The sequence below is a fragment of the Pseudomonas sp. FG1 genome, assembly GCF_034313875.1.
GTDB lineage: Bacteria > Pseudomonadota > Gammaproteobacteria > Pseudomonadales > Pseudomonadaceae > Aquipseudomonas > Aquipseudomonas veronii.
Genome location: NZ_JAVIWP010000001.1, coordinates 6,188,984 through 6,206,893 on the forward strand (window position 1 = coordinate 6,188,984; position 17,910 = coordinate 6,206,893).

The following is a 17,910-nucleotide window of genomic DNA, read 5'->3' on the forward strand; positions in this document are numbered from 1 at the left end:
GGCCTGCGTGCGAGGCGTGCCGCCCAATCGTCAGTAGCGATGCGCGACCAACGCTTCGTAACGGGCCCAGACCTTCTGTGCGTACTGCAAGCGCAACGCCTCACGCTGTGGACCAGGCCCCGGGCCTGCGTTATAGGCGCCGATGGCCGTCCAGTTATAGCCGAAGCGCTGAACGAACTCGGCAAGAATCGAGGCCCCGACCTCTATAGACAGGCACGGCTCACTCAACAGCCGGTCTTCGGTGATGCCTAGTTTGAGCAAGCGGGGCAAGTGAATGCTGTTGATCTGCATCAGACCGATATCGCGGGTGCCGTTGCGATTGTTGTAATTCATCGCGCCCGCACGGTAACCCGACTCTACGGCGGCAATGGCCTGCAGCAATTCCGGCTCAAGATCGTAGCGACTGGCCACCTCATCCCAACAATACGCCAGCGCCTTATTGCTGCCCATCAGCACTGCCAGTAACAGGCCCTTGCGCCACGCATTGCGCATCCCGGGGCTACCTGCCACAGGCCGAACAAACGGCGATGGGCGGCAATGAGGCGCGCTCGGCTGGCCGCACCGGGCATGTAAAGCGATAGCCCCTGCCATAGATCGTCTTGATAAACCCTTTGTCGGCGCGCAGATGTTTACGCAACGAATAAATGCAGCGTGTCAGCGATTCCTCCGACACCTCCCCCTGGCGCCAAGCCATTTCAAGCAAACAGTCTTTGGTCATCAGCGCACCACCGGACACCAACAACAAGCGCAGCACTTGCCATTCCTTGGGCGGCAACTGGATATCCACGCCCTCGCCGGTCAAGCGTCCATCGCCATGCAGGGTCCAGCGGCCAAAGACCAGGGAAATCGTCATCCCTCCATCATTCACCACGGCCATACACACCTCTGCATCCAACCACTGACATTGAAATCCTGATTTCCAGAAATGGCGCATACGCCGACTGCACGACTATAAAAAAGGCCTCCCCGAGCCACCCTAGGAGAAAGCCCATATCAGCAGGGCTTTCCGGAAGCGCCTTGTAAGAAATCTCACTGGAACTGATAACTAAGGCGATACCCACTCCTGGTAGACCTCAAGCAGCTCAACCCCCAGGCGGTCTTCCAACTGCACCAATTCGCCCAGAGCCAGTAACTGGCCGTTGACGCGCACTTCCACGCAATGGATGACCTCCGGTGCCAGCGGCAGCACTTTCCCCGGTGCAAACAACGCCAGCCGCTTGCGCGTGATCAGTTGTTCCTGCAAAAGAATTTCCAGATGCATGACGAGCGCCTACCTCATTGATCGACATCGCGAATCGACCGCACAAACGCACGTTGCACCCGTTCGTATTGCGGCTGAGTCAGCGGTGGCGGCCCGACGGTGCCATCCAGGGTCTTGAGCTCGTTGCCCACGGCCCGGGCCTGAATCACAAACAGCCGTACTTCGGCACGCTGGCCACGCGCAGTGGCACGCCCCTGCGCATCAACATCCCGGCGAAACCCGCCCAACCACAGGCGTTTCCCCTGCGGCATCCGAACGACACTGCTGACGCTGACCCTCCCGACCGCGGTCATTTTCTGACGCCGCCCCGCCTCGCCCATCTGGCGGTCATCCTCAAGGCTCAGCAGCATCTCGATCTCGTTCGCCTCGGCAAACCGCGGCAACGCGCTGACCTGGGTGCCATAGCGTATGGGTTTCCAGTCGGTGCGAGCGACGGCGGGCCCCGGCACGTAGAGTGTGTGGTTATCCTGGAACACCGCAGGAACGTTCTCCTGGGTGAGAATCACCGGCAGCGTCACCACCCGCGCGCGCCGTCGTCGCTCCAGCACGGCGATCTGCGCCATCAGGCGATTGTCCTCCAACGGCTCCAGCACCCGGGTCGCCGAAGTTGATGTGTGGGTTTCCTCGGCCCAGGCCTGGTCGATTTTCTTCAGTTCGTCACGGTCCACGTCCACCAGCCACAGCGAAACCTCGATGGAACGCTTGGGCACATCCAGCTCCGCCACCAATTGTTCGATAAAACGCACCTGGGCAGGCTTGCCCTTGATCAGCAGGCTGTTGGTATCCGGGTAAGGAATCACGGCCAGGCTCCTGTCGGCCAGCAAGCCGGGCGGCCGTTGCGCGGGGGCCTGTTGTTCGCGGGAAAGCACGGTCTCGATCAGCGACGCCATGCCCGGCACATTGACCTTTTCCTCGCCCATGACGTACTCGCGGTCCGCCACATGGGTATTGAGCACCTGCACCACGCCAAACGCCTGCTGGCCCACACGGAGCGCGGCCCGCTGGCGGTCCATCAATTGCGTAAGGTGCAGCACCTGGTCGACATAGTTCGCCGGCCCGGACACATAGAACATCCGGCCCCCGCTCTCCCGCAGCGGGTAGCGGGACTCATCGAGCCCCGAGCGACGCATGAACTCGCGCAGCCTTGAGACGGAAATATGCCGCAGCGTCACCGCCGAGCTCTTCGCTTCATCTGCTGCGTAGAGGTAGAGCACCTGCCCGTCGCTGTACCAGATCAGGTGATGCTGCTCGGCTACCGCCTCCAGCACCTGCTGTGCCCGGCTGAAATCGTAGGTTCCGTCAACGCGTTGCCGAGCCGCCGACCGGCTGACAACGACCGGCAGGCCAAGAGGCAGCGACAACGCGCTGAAAAACGTGTGCAGGCTTTCGTCCCGCGCCTGGTAAGTCTCACCCCGGGCAGACGCACAGCCCAGCATCAACACCGCGTAAAACAGCCAGCGGCACAGCCGATGGGCGGCCATCGTTGTCGGAGAATCAGCGTACACCGTGGGGTTTCCTGGGCAGTCTGGCATAGGGAAGCGGCCATACTGAAAGCCTGTGGCGTTTCAATCTTGATGGAAAGTTGACGGCGTAACACGCCGTTCCGCCCGTGGCATGTGCCTTGCTATGCACTCTGTATCAGAGCGCGCGCCAACGTCGGAGCGGGCTTACGGACAAAGGCGTCGTTACCCGCAATGGCTCGCGCCGCCATCTGAGGGAGCGACGCTTTTTTTTGAACGAAAAGGTAGGTTTTGATGAACGATTCGGACGGCAACAGCCCGATAAACGACCCGCTGGCTTGGGTCAACGGCAGTGACGCCCCGGAAAAGAGCAGCCTCGACCTGGGCTTCATGGCCTTGAGCGATTGCGCCTCGCTGGTGGTCGCGGCCACCCAGGGCTTCGCGCAACCCTATGGCTTGACACTGAACCTCAAGCGTCAGTCGTCGTGGGCCAACCTGCGCGACAAACTGGTCAGCGGCGAACTGGATGCCGCCCACAGCCTGTATGGGCTGATCTACGCCGTACACCTGGGCATCGGCGGCGTGGCCGCCACCGATATGGCGGTACTGATGGGGCTGAACCAGAACGGGCAGAGCATCAACCTGTCCCACGACCTGCAACAGCAAGGGGTGGTCACTCCTGAGGCACTGGATCGCCACGTGCACCAAAGCCGAACAAAACTGACCTTCGCCCAGACGTTTCCCACAGGCACCCACGCCATGTGGCTGTATTACTGGCTGGCGAGCCAAGGTATCCATCCATTGCAGGATGTGAACAGTGTGGTGGTACCGCCGCCGCAAATGGTGGCGCACCTATTGGCCGGGCGCATCGACGGTTTTTGTGTCGGCGAACCCTGGAGCGCCAGTGCGGTGAAGCAGAACCAGGGCTTCACTCTGGCGACCAGCCAGGCGATCTGGCCGGACCACCCGGAAAAGGTGCTCGGCTGCACCCAAGCGTTTGTCGACCAATACCCCAACACCGCCCACGTACTGGTGATGGCGATTCTGGAGGCCAGCCGCTTTATCGAGGCGAGCCACGAAAACCGCCGCTCCACCGCGCAGCTGCTCAGCGCCCGCGAGTACCTCGACGCGCCACTCGACTGCATCGAGCCGCGTCTGCTCGGGACTTACGACGATGGGCTTGGCAACCAGTGGCAAGATCCCCACGCACTGCGCTTTTTCGCCGATGGCGAGGTGAACGTGCCCTACCTCTCCGACGGCATGTGGTTCATGACCCAGTTTCGCCGCTGGGGCCTGTTGCGCGAAGACCCGGACTACCTCGGCATTGCCCGCCAAGTACAGCAACTGGAGCTGTATCGCCAGGCAGCCGATGCCGTCGGCGTCACCGCGAACGCCCAGGACATGCGCAGCAGCCAACTGATCGACGGCAAGATCTGGGATGGCTCCGCCCCCGCCGCCTACGCCCGCAGCTTCCGCCTCCATGCCCTGGCCGACCACACCAGCCGCCACGCCTTGCGCTGACAGGAGGACCGATATGTTGCGAATCCTGTTGATCAACGACACACCGCGCAAGGTCGGGCGCCTCAAGGCGGCACTGACCGAGGCCGGGTTTGAGGTGATCGATGAGTCGGGCCTGACCATCGATCTGCCTGCGCGCGTCGAAACGGTGCGGCCGGACGTAATCCTGATCGATACCGAGTCACCCGGCCGCGATGTGATGGAGCAAGTGGTGCTGGTCAGCCGCGACCGACCGCGTCCGATCGTGATGTTTACCGACGAACACGACCCGGACGTCATGCGCCAGGCCATCAAATCCGGCGTCAGCGCCTACATTGTCGAAGGTATCCAGGCCCAACGCCTGCAGCCGATCCTCGACGTGGCCATGGCCCGCTTCGAAAGCGACCAGGCCCTGCGCGCCCAGCTGCAGGCCCGCGATCAACAGCTGGCCGAGCGCAAGCGCATCGAACTGGCCAAAGGCATGCTGATGAAAATGAAGAACTGCAACGAGGAAGAGGCCTACACCCTGATGCGCCGCCAGGCCATGAGCCGCCAGCAGAAACTGATCCAGGTGGCGGAGCAGATCATCGCCATGAGCGAGTTGCTGGGCTAACCCTCCTCGACAGCGGCTACGGCAGATTGGCCCAGGACTTGCTAAGTATTCAACACAGGTAACCAACGGCGGTTGCCCCTTCACGACAAAGACGTCGCACACCCGGTTTGCCCTCGCGGACCCGGTGGCGGCGTTTTTTTGTTTTGGCCCTTTGACACGGGGCCGGTGGGGCGGCCGTAGCCGGCTGCTCCATCACCAGGCCTTCTTACAAGACTCCCAACCGTTGAGGTGCGTGATGAAATCAAGCTTCTGGAAATCCGGGCACACCCCGACCCTGTTTGCCGCGTTCCTGTATTTCGACCTGAGCTTCATGGTCTGGTACCTACTGGGCCCGCTGGCGGTGCAGATCGCCGCCGACCTGCACCTGACCACGCAACAACGCGGCCTGGTGGTGGCGACCCCCATCCTGGCAGGCGCGGTGCTGCGTTTTCTGATGGGCATGCTGGCGGACAGACTCTCGCCCAAGACCGCTGGGCTGATCGGCCAGGTGATTGTGATCGCCGCACTCTTCGGCGCCTGGAAACTCGGCATCCACAGCTATGAACAAGCCCTGTTGCTGGGGTTGTGCCTGGGGATGGCCGGAGCGTCCTTCGCGGTCGCCCTACCGTTGGCGTCCCAGTGGTATCCCGCGGAGCACCAGGGCAAAGCCATGGGCATCGCCGGCGCCGGCAACTCGGGCACTGTGTTCGCAGCCATACTGGCACCGGTACTCGCAGCGGCGTTCGGCTGGAGCAATGTGTTCGGTTTCGCCCTGATTCCGTTGATCCTGACCCTGATCATCTTCGCCTGGCTTGCGCGCAATGCCCCCGAACGCCCGAAGGCCAAATCCATGGCCGACTACTTCAAGGCCCTCGGCGACCGTGACAGCTGGTGGTTCATGTTTTTCTATAGCGTGACCTTCGGCGGCTTCATCGGCCTGGCCAGCGCCCTGCCCGGCTACTTCAACGACCAATACGGCCTGAGCCCGGTGACCGCCGGCTACTACACCGCCGCCTGCGTGTTCGGCGGTAGCCTGATGCGCCCACTCGGCGGCGCCCTGGCCGACCGTTTCGGCGGGATTCGCACGTTGCTGGGCATGTACAGCGTGGCGGCGATCTGCATCGCTGCGGTGGGTTTCAACTTACCCAGCTCCTACGCGGCCCTGGCACTGTTCGTCTGCACCATGCTCGGCCTTGGCGCCGGTAATGGTGCGGTGTTCCAGTTGGTGCCCCAGCGTTTCCGCCGTGAGATCGGCGTAATGACCGGCCTGATCGGCATGGCCGGCGGTATCGGCGGCTTCGCCCTGGCGGCGGGCATGGGTGCGATCAAACAAAGTACCGGCAGCTATCAACTGGCCCTGTGGTTGTTCGCCAGCCTTGGCGTACTGGCCTGGTTCGGCCTGCACGGCGTCAAGCGCCGCTGGAGAACCACCTGGGGCTCGGCTGCCGTGACCGCCGCGCGCGTCTGATGAGCCTGCACCTGAGCGTCGCCCAGGCCAGCACCATCGGCCCGCGCGCCGAGAACCAGGACGCCCTGCGCGTGGTCACGCCCCTGGCAGAGCTGGCCGCGAGCAAGGGTTACCTGTGCGCCATCGCCGACGGTGTCAGCCAATGCGCCGACGGCGGTCTGGCCGCACGCTCGACCTTGCAGGCGCTGGCCCTGGACTATTACGCCACGCCGCAAACCTGGGGTGTGGCCCAGGCGCTCGAACGTCTGTTGCTGGCGCAGAATCGCTGGCTGCGGGCCAATGGCGGTGGCCAGCCGTTGCTGACCACCCTCAGTGCCCTGGTGTTTCGCGGGCAACGCTTCACCTTGGCCCACGTCGGCGACTGCCGGGCGTATCGCTGGCTGGACGGCGAATTGCAGCGCATCAGCGAAGATCATGTATGGGAACAGCCGGGCATGCAGCATGTGCTCAAGCGCGCGCTCGGCCTGGATCAACACCTGGTGCTGGATTTTCTCGACGGCCAATTGCGCGAGGGCGAATGCTTCCTGCTGCTCAGCGATGGGGTGTGGGCGACTTTGGGTGATCACAGCATCAGTGCGATCCTGCGCGAGCAGACCGACCTCGATCTGGCGGTACACACCCTGGTCACCGCCGCACACCTGGCCGGCAGCCAGGACAACGCCAGTGCCCTGCTGGTACGCATCGATAAACTCGGCGCCGCGACCCTGGGCGACGCGCTGGTGCAATTGCAGCAATGGCCGCTGCCACCCGCGCTGAAAGCCGGGCAACAGTTCGAAGGCTGGCAGGTGGAAAGCGTATTGGCGCAAAGCCGCCAGTCGTTGCTGTACCGGGTCCGCGATGCCCAGCAGCAACCCTGGTTGCTGAAAACCCTGCCCCTCAGCCGTGACGACGACAACGACGCCGGTCAAGCCTTGCTGTCTGAGGAATGGTTTCTGCGGCGGGTGGCCGGGCGCGCGTTTCCTGAAGTACACGCGGCCAGCGGGCGTCAGCACTTGTACTACGTGATGCGTGAATATCCGGGGCAAACCCTGGCGCAGCTATTCCTGCAACAGGGCCCATTGCCCCTGGCGCAATGGCAATTCGTGGCCGAACGCTTGCTGCGGGCGGTGGGCCTGTTGCATCGTCGGCAAATACTGCACCGTGACATCAAACCAGAGAACCTGCTGCTGGGTGACGATGGTGAGTTGCGCGTACTGGATTTCGGCCTGGCCTACTGCCCGGGTCTCTCCGAGGATCGCGCGCATGTACTGCCCGGCACACCAAGCTTTATCGCGCCCGAAGCGTTCCAGGGCGACCGTCCCACAGCCCAACAAGACTTATACAGCGTAGGTGTCAGCCTGTATTACTTGCTGACTGGGCATTACCCCTACGGTGAAATTGAGGCTTTCCAACGGCCCAGATTCACCCAACCGGTCAGCGCCAGCCGCTACCGCCCCGACCTCCCGGACTGGTTACCACTCAGCCTCGAGCGCGCGGTGGCGGCTCAACCTGCACAACGTTATGAAACCGCCGAAGAATGGCTGCTGGTGCTGGAGCAGGCAGACCGACGGGAACTGAGTGTTCGCCCCCGGCCGTTGCTGGAGCGGGAACCCTTGAAGGTCTGGCGCACCCTGGGGTTGCTCTCGATGCTGATCAATCTGGCGCTTCTTTACTTACTCTTTCACCGCTGACGTCATCTCTAGACGAGGGAAAACACATGAACGCAAAAGTCTGGCTGGTGGGCGCGGGCCCTGGCGACCCGGAGCTGTTGACCCTCAAGGCGGTTCGGGCGATGAACTGCGCCGATGTGGTGCTGATCGATGATCTGGTCAACCCGCAGGTACTGGAACACTGCGCGGCAGCGCGGGTGATCACCGTCGGTAAACGTGGGGGCTGCCGCTCAACGACGCAGGACTTCATCCACCGCCTGATGTTGCGCTACGCCCGCCAGGGCAAGTGCGTGGTACGGCTCAAGGGCGGCGACCCGTGCATTTTCGGGCGCGGTGGCGAAGAGGCGATGTGGCTGCGCGAACGCGGCGTCGAAGTCGAGTTGGTCAACGGGATCACAGCCGGGCTGGCGGGCGCGACGAACTGCGCGATTCCACTGACCTTGCGTGGTGTCAGCCGCGGCGTGACGCTGGTCACAGCGCACACCCAGGACGACAGCAGCCTTAACTGGCGCGCGCTGGCGGAAGGCGGGACGACGCTGGTGATCTATATGGGAGTGGCGAAGCTGGAAGAGCTTCGTCAGCAGTTGCTGGAAGGCGGGATGGCCGCGGATATGCCCGTGGCGATGATCGAAAATGCCTCATTGCCGCAGCAGCGGGAGTGCCGTAGCCATTTGTCGCAGATGCACGAGGATGCGCAGGCGTTCGCCCTGAAGAGCCCGGCGATCCTGGTGATCGGCAGTGTCGCCGCCACCTCGCAAGCAGCGAGCGTCGCAGCGGCAGCCAGCGCCTGAGGCAAACTCCAGGCGAAAAAAAACCCGGCCGAAGCCGGGTTTTTTTCTACTACTCAGTAATTACTGAGCAGCTTGAGCTTCAACAGCAGCTTCTACGCGACGGTTGATAGCGCGACCAGCTTCAGTTGCGTTGTCAGCAACTGGGCGGGATTCGCCGTAACCTACCGAGGTGATGCGGCTAGGTGCTACGCCGTCTTTAACCAGAACTTGCTTAACAGCGTCAGCACGACGCTGGGACAGCTTCTGGTTGTAGGCGTCTGGACCCACGGAGTCAGTGTGACCAGCCACTTCTACGTGGGTAGCTGGGTACTGAGCCATGAAGTCAGCCAGGTTTTTCACGTCGCTGTAGCTGTTAGGCTTAACAACCGACTTGTCGAAGTCGAACTTAACGTCCAGCTCAACACGAACAACCTGAGCAACCGGAGCTTCTGGCTCTGCAACTGGCTCTGGAGCTGGTGCTGGGGTAGGAGCTGGAGCAACTGCGCCAGCGTTACCGCCGAAGTTCACACCCAGGCCGACCAGTGCGGAGTAATCCCACTTGCCGTTGTCCAGTGCGTAGTCAGCTTCAACACCGGCACGAGCGTACAGGTTGTTGGTGAAGTAGTACTTCACGCCAGTACCAGCGATGAGCTGGGTAGTTTGGTCGCGACCGCTGTGGCCATCAGCACGAACGTTGCCACGGCTCTGGTGACCGACACCGCCTTCTACGTATGGACGCAGGGAGTCGACGCCAGCTTGACCGAAGTGATACTGGGCCACGAGGCTGCTGGTATCGCCTTTGATCTTCTGGCTACCGGTACCGTCGTTCGAACGGGTGTGGTTGGTCTTGTCGTAGGACAAGTTCAACGACAGGTCGTCGGTCAGGAAATAACCAATGCGAGCGCCTGGGTTGAAGCCGTCTTCGATATGTTTGACGCTATCGTTGTACTGCTTCTTGTAGAACAGCTCGCCTTCAACTGCGCCTTGGCCTTGTGCCAGAACGCCGAAAGAAGTAGCGGCAATAAGAGAACCAATGGCCAAGCCCAAGGTGTTTTTCAGTTTCATCCGTTAAATCCCCATCTGGTGATTGTAAAGCAGTCCCACAAACCGGGGGACAACTCGGCGACAAGTCTAACAGAACTTGCCTACACGTAAGAGATATTTGCCACGCACTAAGTTTCAGTCTCGCCCGCAAATTTCTCACGTAATTTATCAAGAGCACGTTTGTAACGCATTTTTGTAGCACTCAAACCCATATGCATGATGTCAGCGATTTCCTGAAATTCCAGCTCTGCGACAAAACGTAGCACCAGAATTTCGCGGTCAATCGGGTTCACATGCACCAACCAGCGATCAAGTCCGCCCTTCTCCTCGGGTGCCGGCGTCTTTTCTTCAGACGCCTCCTCAAGGGGGTCCAGACTCAAGGCGTCCATCAAGCGACGCTTTCGCCGTTCCTTACGATACTGCGTGATGCACTCGTTGTACGTGATGCTGTAGAGCCATGTCTTGAACTTCGATTTGCCCTCGAAGTTCTTCAGGCCATACAACACCTTGAGCATCACTTCCTGACAGACATCATCCGCATCTCTATCGTTCCCTAAATACCTTGAACAAACGTTGAACAGAGTGCGTTGATATCTGCGCATCAATTCTTCGTACGCGCGTGTTACGTGAAACAGCTCCGTGTGTGCGCGCGCGACCAACTCCTCATCAGAGAGCTCACGGGGGTCATAGCGCGTGGACAGCGTTTGGGCTTTATTCAAAACAAGTCGTGCCGACAGTCAGGTCAATGTCCGCCACAGCCCGGTCACCCGGGTTCGCGGCGGCGTACATTAGCAGGGTTTGCCGGGTTAGCGGCTACTGACCTGCTGCTCCAGGAGAATCCGATTGGACAGCGACACCAGGTCGCCGTCATCGGTCAGCACAGTTGTCTTGACCGTACCGATCTCCTCGATTTGCCCCTCGACCTCGCCCACACGCACGTGCTGCCCTACCTGATACAACTCACGCACATAGATTCCCGCCAGAATCTGACCGGCAATTTCCCGACTTCCCAGACCCATGGCCAGCGCAACGGCCAGACCAACGGTAATCAAAACAATCACAATCACATGGTTGAGCAGGTCAGTCTTGACCTCCAACTGGCTGATCGCGACGGAAATACTGATGATGATCACCAGCCCCTGAGCGATTCGCCCCAGGCCTGCTGCGTAGTCCAGCCCGACGCCTTCAGCGGCCCCGCGTACCAGCCCGTTGGCCAATTGCGCAAGCAGAACGCCGACGAGAAGCACCAGCGCGCCGCCGAATACTTTCGGTAGATACAGTGCCAGCATGTCCAGCGTAGCTGAAACTCGCTCAAGGCCAAGGGATTGAGCCGCAGAAACCAGAAAAATCAACAAAACGAACCAGTAAACGATCTTGCCGATCAAGGTCGAGATCGGCACCTGCAGCCCGGCGCGGCCGAGCAGCTTGGTCAGGCCGGTGCCTGCCATCAAGCGGTCCAGACCGAGTTTGGCGAGCAGCTTGGACAGCAGGGTGTCGAGCAGCTTGGCCACGACAAAACCCAGCAATACCAGGACCAGCGCCCCAAACAGGTTGGGAATGAAATTCGCCACCTTGGTCCACAATGCGGTCATCGCGGTGACCAGGCTCTGGGTCCAGAGATCAAGTTCCATATTCAATCAGCCTTATCAGCAGTGCGAGCAAGAGGTTTACGACGGGAAACCGGCGAGACGTGGGCCGAACCATTGTTCAGGGCCATCATCAACGCCGGCAGCCAACGACCGAGCAGACCGAACAGATCCCCCGCCCCGACCTGACGGTTGGCGGTTTTCAACACGCGGCCCAGGCAGGCATCGTCATCCCGGTTGGATGGCGAAGCATTGAGCATGTCACGCAAAGACTGTTCGAACGGATCGTGCATAAAGACCTCTCGCAAGTGTTTTAAAAGACGAGGGTTAAATTCCTGAGGTCACATCGGCCCCTTCCTACGTTCAGGTCACATTCAGCTCAAACCCAGCGCAATCGTCGAAATAGCCACCATTGTCCGAGCGCCACCGAGACCATCAACAGGCAGGCAATCACAAATCCATAAGGACTGGCGGAGAACGGTATGCCCCCCACATTGATACCTAACAAGCCGGTCAGAAAACTCATCGGCAGGAAGATCCCGGTGATGATCCCGAAGCGGTACATTGTACGGTTCATGCGTACGCTCAAGCGCCGATCTTCGGCCTCCAGCACAAGCCCCACGCGCTCCCGGGTCAATTCGAGTTCTTCCAGGTAGCGGGTCAGGCTGTTGTTCAATTCGTTCCAATAGTCGGCATCGTCATCACAGAACCACGACAATTTGATCCGCGTCAGTTGGGCAAAGATATCCCGCTGCGGCGCCAGGAATCGCTTGAGCCCGGCCGCTCGCCGACGGATCTGCAAAATGCTGCCATGCTCCGGGGTATACCGTTCGTCGGTATCGAGTTTTTCTTCCTCTACGTCGACGATTTCAGACAGGTCGGACACCAGGTCCTGGACTTTGTGCGTCAGGTACTGCGCCATATACAGGATGAGTTCAGACGCGGTTTTTGGCCCCTTGCCATCCGCCAACTGCACCAGCAGCTCATCGGTGGCGCGCAGCGGGCGCAAACGCAGGGAAATCACCCGGCTGGCAGCGGCGAAGATACGCACCGAAACCATGTCTTCCGGCTCAGCGCCAGGGTTGAGGTTGACCCCGCGCAGGAACAGCAGGAGTTCCGCGTCCGGCAACGGCAACAGGCGCGGGCGGGTGTTCTCCTCCAGCAGCAGGTCACAGGCGAACTCACTCAAGCCACTGGCCTTGCGCAGCCAGGTCTGGGTTTGCGGGTGGCTGCGATCCCAATGCAGCCACAGGCTTTCCTGGGGCTGCAGTTGCAATTGGTCAAGCTCAGTTCGGGCAATCGAACGCGCACCGCCTTTACCATCCAGCACCAGGGCATGCACCAGGCCCCACTGCGCGTTTTCTTCCTCGAACATCCTCACCCCTGTCGGTTATTGCGGTTTATTCGGGCATTTTCAGCGGGCTGGGCGACACGATCACGCCATTATTGTCGGCGTAGATGTACTCACCCGGACGGAATGTCACACCGGCAAAGGTCACTGCCACGTTCAAATCGCCAATGCCGCGCTTGTCAGTCTTCATCGGGTGGCTGGCCAACGCCTGCACGCCGAGGTCGGTCTGGGCGACGACGTCGACATCCCGGATGCAACCGTAGATCACCAGCCCTTCCCAACCATTTTTCGCGGCTTTCTCGGCGATCATGTCGCCCAGCAGCGCGCGACGCAGGGAGCCACCACCGTCGACCACCAGCACCTTGCCGGCGCCTGGCTGGTCGGCCTGCTCCTTGACCAGGGAGTTATCTTCGAAGCATTTGATGGTGACGATCTCGCCGCCAAAGGAATCGCGGCCGCCGAAGTTGCTGAACATCGGCTCGGCCACCTGCACCAGTTCCGGGTAGGCGTCGCAAAGATCGGGAGTGACGTAGTGGTTCATTGAAAATTTCCTTTCTGTCAAAGACGTGTCTTTCGAAAGAGGCGCCGGCCGAAGCAGCAGCAAAACATCCCATCCGTTTCGCCGTTACGCAATAGCCACTGCGCGACTGAATATGACCAGAAGCATTTAACGCGTCATATCTTAGCCGCAACCAAAGACGAGCGAAACGCCCTTGGCAGAGCGCTGCGTCAAACTACGACCAATGCATCAGCCTGAGCACCCAACAATGGTGTCAGCGGATCTTTCAGCCATTGCGCCACCAACGGCCAGACCTCGGCCTGGGCCGCTTTGCTGACCAACATCTCCACATGCCCGAAATCCCCGGTAAAACCTTGTTGGCGCCCCAGGCGCAGGTATTGCCGCGGTGCGGAGCCGACTTGTTCGTACAGCTTGCGGCAGGCCCAGTCCGGGTCCTGCTGGTCGCCGGCGGCACTGACGACAAGCAGCGGCACGTCGACTTCCGCCAGGCCTTTCCACCAATCACGGCCGGCCTCGCCAAACCGGCCGAAGAGGCCATGCCAGCGCATGCTCTCGATCATCACGCCCACCGGCTCGTCCTCGGGGCCGCGCTTGAGCCGCGGGCCGGACAACTGGCCAAAGCGCTTCAGGAGCAAGCGAGCGCCCCACTCCAGCGGTGGAATTTTCAACGGCCAGTAGGTGCGACTGACCTGGCTGCCGAACAGCGCCACTGAAGCCACCGCCGGCGCACCGAGGTACTGGCCACCCAAGGCTGCCGCCAGGGTGGTGCCGCCAAGGGAATGCCCGATCCAGTGGGGAATCTGCGTGCTCTGTTCGCGCACGAACGCACCGATGGCCGGCAAATCGTAGCGGGCGTAGTCCGCGACCCGATTGCGGGTGTAGTCCTGGTTGCGCTTGGACAGGCCGTGGCCGCGCATTTCCGGTATCCACACATCGAACCCCTGGCGTGCCAGGTAGGCGCCCAGGCCGACACCTTTGGGCGAGTACCAGAAGCGCCGGTTGGAAAAGCTGCCATGTAACAAAATCACAGGGATGCCGCGGTTTTGCGCGACATCGGCCAGGCCCAGACGCGTCACGGCCAGCTCGACGGTGCCGTCGGGGCTGTTGCCGGGTTTGAGCCGGTACACATCTTCACTCAGGTCGCCACGACGTTCAGCGCTGATCAGGGCGACGGGAAACAGGTTGCTGCTGCTTTGCATAATGCTCTTGCACAAAAAAGGGCGGCGTCCGGAAGGAGTTCCGCCCTGTACAGATAAGAATGCCGGCCAACCTGACGATTGACCGGCACTTTTGACGCGTCGACCTTAGGCGGACGCTTGGCCTTCCGCCAGGAAGAACCAGGTTTCCAGCACCGAATCGGGGTTCAGCGAGACGCTTTCGATGCCCTGTTCCATCAGCCATTTGGCCAGGTCAGGGTGATCGGAAGGGCCTTGGCCGCAAATGCCGATGTACTTGCCGGCCTTGTTACAGGCCTGAATGGCGTTGGCCAGCAGCTTCTTGACCGCAGGGTTACGCTCATCGAACAAGTGCGCGATGATCCCCGAGTCGCGGTCCAGGCCCAGGGTCAGCTGGGTCAGGTCGTTGGAGCCGATGGAGAAACCGTCGAAGAACTCCAGGAACTCTTCGGCCAGAATGGCGTTGGATGGCAGCTCGCACATCATGATCACGCGCAGGCCGTTTTCACCACGGGACAAGCCGTTTTCGGCCAACAGGTCCACCACCTGGCTCGCTTCGCCCAGGGTACGGACGAACGGCACCATGATCTCGACGTTGGTCAGGCCCATCTCGTTGCGCACGCGCTTGAGGGCGCGGCACTCGAGCTCGAAGCAATCACGGAACGCTTCGCTGATGTAACGCGAGGCGCCACGGAAGCCCAGCATCGGGTTTTCTTCTTCTGGCTCGTAAAGCTTGCCGCCGATCAGGTTGGCGTATTCGTTGGACTTGAAGTCCGACAGACGCACGATGACCTTTTTCGGGTAGAACGCCGCGGCCAGGGTGCTGATGCCTTCCACCAGCTTCTCGACATAGAAGCCCACCGGGTCGTTGTAGCCAGCGATGCGCTTGTCGACGCTGTCCTTGATTTCCGGCGGCAGGCCGTCGTAGTTCAACAGGGCCTTGGGGTGGACGCCGATCATGCGGTTGATGATGAATTCCAGGCGAGCCAGGCCCACACCGGCGTTCGGCAGTTGCGCGAAGTCGAAGGCACGGTCCGGGTTGCCGACGTTCATCATGATCTTGAACGGCAGGTCAGGCATCGCATCGATGGAGTTTTGCTTGATGTCGAAGCCCAACTCGCCTTCGAAGATAAAGCCGGTATCGCCTTCGGCGCAGGATACGGTCACACCCTGGCCATCCTTGAGCAGTTGGGTGGCGTTGCCACAACCGACTACCGCAGGAATCCCCAGTTCACGGGCGATGATCGCCGCGTGGCAGGTGCGCCCGCCACGGTTGGTGACGATGGCGCTGGCGCGCTTCATCACGGGTTCCCAGTCCGGGTCGGTCATGTCGGAGACCAGTACGTCACCGGGCTGGACCTTGTCCATCTCGGACACGTCCTTGATGATCCGTACCTTGCCGGCGCCGATGCGCTGACCGATGGCGCGGCCTTCCACCAGCACAGTGCCGGTTTCCTTGAGCAGGTAGCGCTCCATGACGTTGGCCGAAGTGCGGCTCTTCACGGTTTCCGGACGCGCCTGCACGATGTACAGCTTGCCGTCGTCGCCGTCTTTGGCCCACTCGATGTCCATCGGGCACTGGTAGTGCTTCTCGATGATCATCGCCTGTTTCGCCAGCTCGCTGACTTCAGCGTCGGTCAGGCAGAAGCGCGCGCGCTCGGCCTTATCCACGTCGACGGTTTTCACCGAGCGACCGGCCTTGGCCTCGTCGCCGTAAATCATCTTGATGGCCTTGCTGCCCAGGTTACGGCGCAGGATGGCCGGGCGACCCGCTGCGAGGGTGCCCTTGTGTACGTAGAATTCGTCCGGGTTCACCGCGCCTTGTACGACGGTTTCGCCGAGGCCGTAGGCGCCGGTGATGAACACTACGTCACGAAAGCCCGATTCGGTATCCAGGGTGAACATCACACCGGCGGTGCCGGTTTCCGAACGCACCATGCGCTGCACGCCGGCAGACAGGGCCACCAGCTTGTGGTCGAAACCTTGGTGTACGCGGTAGGAAATGGCGCGATCATTGAACAACGAAGCGAACACTTCCTTGGCTGCGCGGATCACGTTTTCCACGCCGCGGATGTTGAGGAAGGTCTCCTGCTGGCCCGCGAAAGAGGCGTCGGGCAAGTCTTCGGCGGTGGCCGAGGAGCGCACGGCGACAGCCATGTCCGGGTTGCCGGCCGACAGCGTGGCGAACGCCGTGCGGATTTCTTCGTTGAGTTTCTCGGGGAACTCAGCTTCCATGATCCACTGACGGATCTGGGCGCCGGTCTTGGCCAGGGCGTTGACGTCATCGACGTCCAGAGCGTCCAGCGCGGCGTGGATCTGGGCGTTGAGGCCGCTCAGTTCGAGAAAATCACGGTAAGCCTGGGCGGTGGTGGCAAAACCACCTGGCACCGAGACGCCAGCGCCTGCAAGATTACTGATCATCTCGCCGAGGGATGCGTTCTTGCCCCCTACGTGCTCCACATCATGGACGCCGAGCTTATCGAGGGAAACTACGTACTCTACCAAGGTGATCTCTCCACTTTCTGTATTGGAAAAGCTCAGGACGCCGGCTGCTCAGTAGGAGCATTCGCCAGCGCTTGTGGCCTGGACCTGGAAAATAAGTGAGAATGCTGCCCACAGAGGGACGGCAAAATCGCGCCTATCATATCCAAGATTCGCCATCAGCTTAAGGCCCAGGGCTCAAATGAAACGATCTGCTTTCTTTATTTCCGACGGCACCGGCATCACAGCCGAAACACTGGGCCAAAGCCTGCTCGCGCAGTTCGAAAACGTTACTTTCGCCAAATTCACGCGGCCGTATATCGACAACGCGGATAAAGCGCGGGCCATGGTACAACAAATCAATCTGGCGGCAGAAAAAGACGGCTTTCGTCCGATCATTTTCGACACCATCGTCAATCAAGACATTCGTGAGATCCTTGCTACGTCCAATGGTTTCATGATCGACATTTTCTCGAGCTTCCTGGCGCCGCTGGAACAAGAGTTGAGTGAACATTCCTCCTATTCCGTCGGAAAGTCCCATTCCATTGGGCATAACTCCAACTACATGGAGCGTATCGAGGCGGTGAACTTCGCCCTCGACAACGACGACGGAGCCCGCACCCACTACTACGACAAGGCCGACATCATCCTGGTGGGCGTGTCGCGCTGCGGCAAGACCCCGACTTGTCTGTACATGGCCATGCAATTCGGCATCCGCGCGGCCAACTACCCGCTGACCGAAGACGACATGGAACACCTGACGCTGCCGACCGCCCTGCGCACGCATTCGCACAAGCTGTTCGGGCTGACCATAGACCCGGACCGCCTGACGGCCATCCGCAACGAGCGCAAGCCCAACAGCCGCTACTCCAGCTATGCCCAGTGCGAATTCGAAGTGCGCGAAGTGGAAAATCTGTTCCGTCGAGAGAACATTGCGCACATCAATTCCACGCATTTCTCGGTGGAAGAGATCTCGGCGAAAATTCTGGTGGAGAAAGGCGTCGAACGCCGCTTTAAATAATCTACTTATCTGAACCGACACCATCGCGAGCAAGC

The 17,910-nt window shown here is 60.7% G+C and carries 18 protein-coding genes; 6 read left to right on the forward strand and 12 right to left on the reverse strand.

The window, feature by feature from the left end; translation table 11 throughout:
* Positions 1-30 precede the first annotated feature (30 nt).
* The 4 genes from RGV59_RS28405 to sctC all read right to left on the reverse strand — a co-directional run bounded on the left by RGV59_RS28405 (position 31) and on the right by sctC (position 2,742).
* A complete protein-coding gene (locus RGV59_RS28405; RefSeq protein WP_126585499.1) occupies positions 31-492 on the reverse strand; it encodes a transglycosylase SLT domain-containing protein in 462 nt (153 codons plus the stop codon).
* 7 nt (positions 493-499) lie between these two features.
* Positions 500-877, reverse strand: coding sequence for a winged helix-turn-helix domain-containing protein (locus RGV59_RS28410; RefSeq protein WP_026139810.1), 378 nt, complete (start codon positions 875-877; stop codon positions 500-502).
* Positions 878-1,045: 168 nt separating this feature from the next.
* Entirely contained in the window at positions 1,046-1,261 is a 216-nt protein-coding gene (locus RGV59_RS28415; RefSeq protein ID WP_017845218.1) for a FliM/FliN family flagellar motor switch protein, read from the reverse strand.
* Positions 1,262-1,275: 14 nt separating this feature from the next.
* Entirely contained in the window at positions 1,276-2,742 is a 1,467-nt protein-coding gene (gene sctC / locus RGV59_RS28420; RefSeq protein ID WP_126585530.1) for a type III secretion system outer membrane ring subunit SctC, read from the reverse strand.
* Positions 2,743-3,015: 273 nt separating this feature from the next.
* On the opposite strand from sctC, the gene RGV59_RS28425 reads away from it, so the two are divergent.
* The 5 genes from RGV59_RS28425 to cobA all read left to right on the forward strand — a co-directional run bounded on the left by RGV59_RS28425 (position 3,016) and on the right by cobA (position 8,718).
* A complete protein-coding gene (locus tag RGV59_RS28425; RefSeq protein ID WP_126585500.1) occupies positions 3,016-4,242 on the forward strand; it encodes a CmpA/NrtA family ABC transporter substrate-binding protein in 1,227 nt (408 codons plus the stop codon).
* A gap of 13 nt (positions 4,243-4,255) precedes the next feature.
* Entirely contained in the window at positions 4,256-4,831 is a 576-nt protein-coding gene (locus tag RGV59_RS28430) for an ANTAR domain-containing response regulator (RefSeq protein ID WP_017845215.1), read from the forward strand.
* 235 nt (positions 4,832-5,066) lie between these two features.
* Positions 5,067-6,278: a nitrate/nitrite transporter gene (locus RGV59_RS28435; RefSeq protein WP_017845214.1), complete on the forward strand. Its 1,212-nt coding sequence runs from the start codon at positions 5,067-5,069 to the stop codon at positions 6,276-6,278.
* A complete protein-coding gene (locus RGV59_RS28440; protein ID WP_126585501.1) occupies positions 6,278-7,948 on the forward strand; it encodes a bifunctional protein-serine/threonine kinase/phosphatase in 1,671 nt (556 codons plus the stop codon). Before RGV59_RS28435 ends, RGV59_RS28440 begins: the two co-directional genes overlap by 1 nt.
* Before the next feature lie 26 nt (positions 7,949-7,974).
* The gene (cobA, locus tag RGV59_RS28445) at positions 7,975-8,718 is read left to right on the forward strand and encodes a uroporphyrinogen-III C-methyltransferase (RefSeq protein ID WP_126585502.1); all 744 of its coding nucleotides are present in this window, start codon (positions 7,975-7,977) and stop codon (positions 8,716-8,718) included.
* A gap of 60 nt (positions 8,719-8,778) precedes the next feature.
* Here cobA and RGV59_RS28450 read toward each other — a convergent pair whose 3' ends face one another.
* The 8 genes from RGV59_RS28450 to ppsA all read right to left on the reverse strand — a co-directional run bounded on the left by RGV59_RS28450 (position 8,779) and on the right by ppsA (position 16,878).
* Positions 8,779-9,762: an OmpA family protein gene (locus RGV59_RS28450; protein WP_017845211.1), complete on the reverse strand. Its 984-nt coding sequence runs from the start codon at positions 9,760-9,762 to the stop codon at positions 8,779-8,781.
* A gap of 107 nt (positions 9,763-9,869) precedes the next feature.
* Positions 9,870-10,460 carry an RNA polymerase sigma factor SigX gene (sigX, locus tag RGV59_RS28455; RefSeq protein WP_017845210.1) on the reverse strand — a complete coding sequence of 197 codons (591 nt, stop codon included), beginning with the start codon at positions 10,458-10,460 and terminating at the stop codon, positions 9,870-9,872.
* An 87-nt stretch (positions 10,461-10,547) separates the two neighbouring features.
* Positions 10,548-11,372 carry a mechanosensitive ion channel family protein gene (locus tag RGV59_RS28460; RefSeq protein WP_017845209.1) on the reverse strand — a complete coding sequence of 275 codons (825 nt, stop codon included), beginning with the start codon at positions 11,370-11,372 and terminating at the stop codon, positions 10,548-10,550.
* Between the two features lie 2 nt (positions 11,373-11,374).
* Positions 11,375-11,620, reverse strand: coding sequence for a hypothetical protein (locus RGV59_RS28465; protein WP_005790375.1), 246 nt, complete (start codon positions 11,618-11,620; stop codon positions 11,375-11,377).
* A gap of 86 nt (positions 11,621-11,706) precedes the next feature.
* Complete coding sequence (locus RGV59_RS28470; protein ID WP_017845208.1) at positions 11,707-12,702, reverse strand: zinc transporter ZntB; 996 nt, start codon at positions 12,700-12,702, stop codon at positions 11,707-11,709.
* A gap of 25 nt (positions 12,703-12,727) precedes the next feature.
* Positions 12,728-13,219 (reverse strand): ribonuclease E activity regulator RraA, encoded by a 492-nt coding sequence (gene rraA, locus RGV59_RS28475; RefSeq protein WP_017845207.1) that lies wholly within the window; start codon positions 13,217-13,219, stop codon positions 12,728-12,730.
* 188 nt (positions 13,220-13,407) lie between these two features.
* Positions 13,408-14,397 carry an alpha/beta fold hydrolase gene (locus tag RGV59_RS28480; RefSeq protein WP_126585503.1) on the reverse strand — a complete coding sequence of 330 codons (990 nt, stop codon included), beginning with the start codon at positions 14,395-14,397 and terminating at the stop codon, positions 13,408-13,410.
* Between the two features lie 105 nt (positions 14,398-14,502).
* The gene (gene ppsA, locus RGV59_RS28485; RefSeq protein WP_026139809.1) at positions 14,503-16,878 is read right to left on the reverse strand and encodes a phosphoenolpyruvate synthase; all 2,376 of its coding nucleotides are present in this window, start codon (positions 16,876-16,878) and stop codon (positions 14,503-14,505) included.
* Positions 16,879-17,056: 178 nt separating this feature from the next.
* Here ppsA and RGV59_RS28490 point away from each other — a divergent pair, with 178 nt between their 5' ends.
* On the forward strand, positions 17,057-17,875 hold the full coding sequence (locus RGV59_RS28490; RefSeq protein WP_017845204.1) for a pyruvate, water dikinase regulatory protein: 819 nt from the start codon (positions 17,057-17,059) through the stop codon (positions 17,873-17,875).
* Positions 17,876-17,910 lie beyond the last annotated feature (35 nt).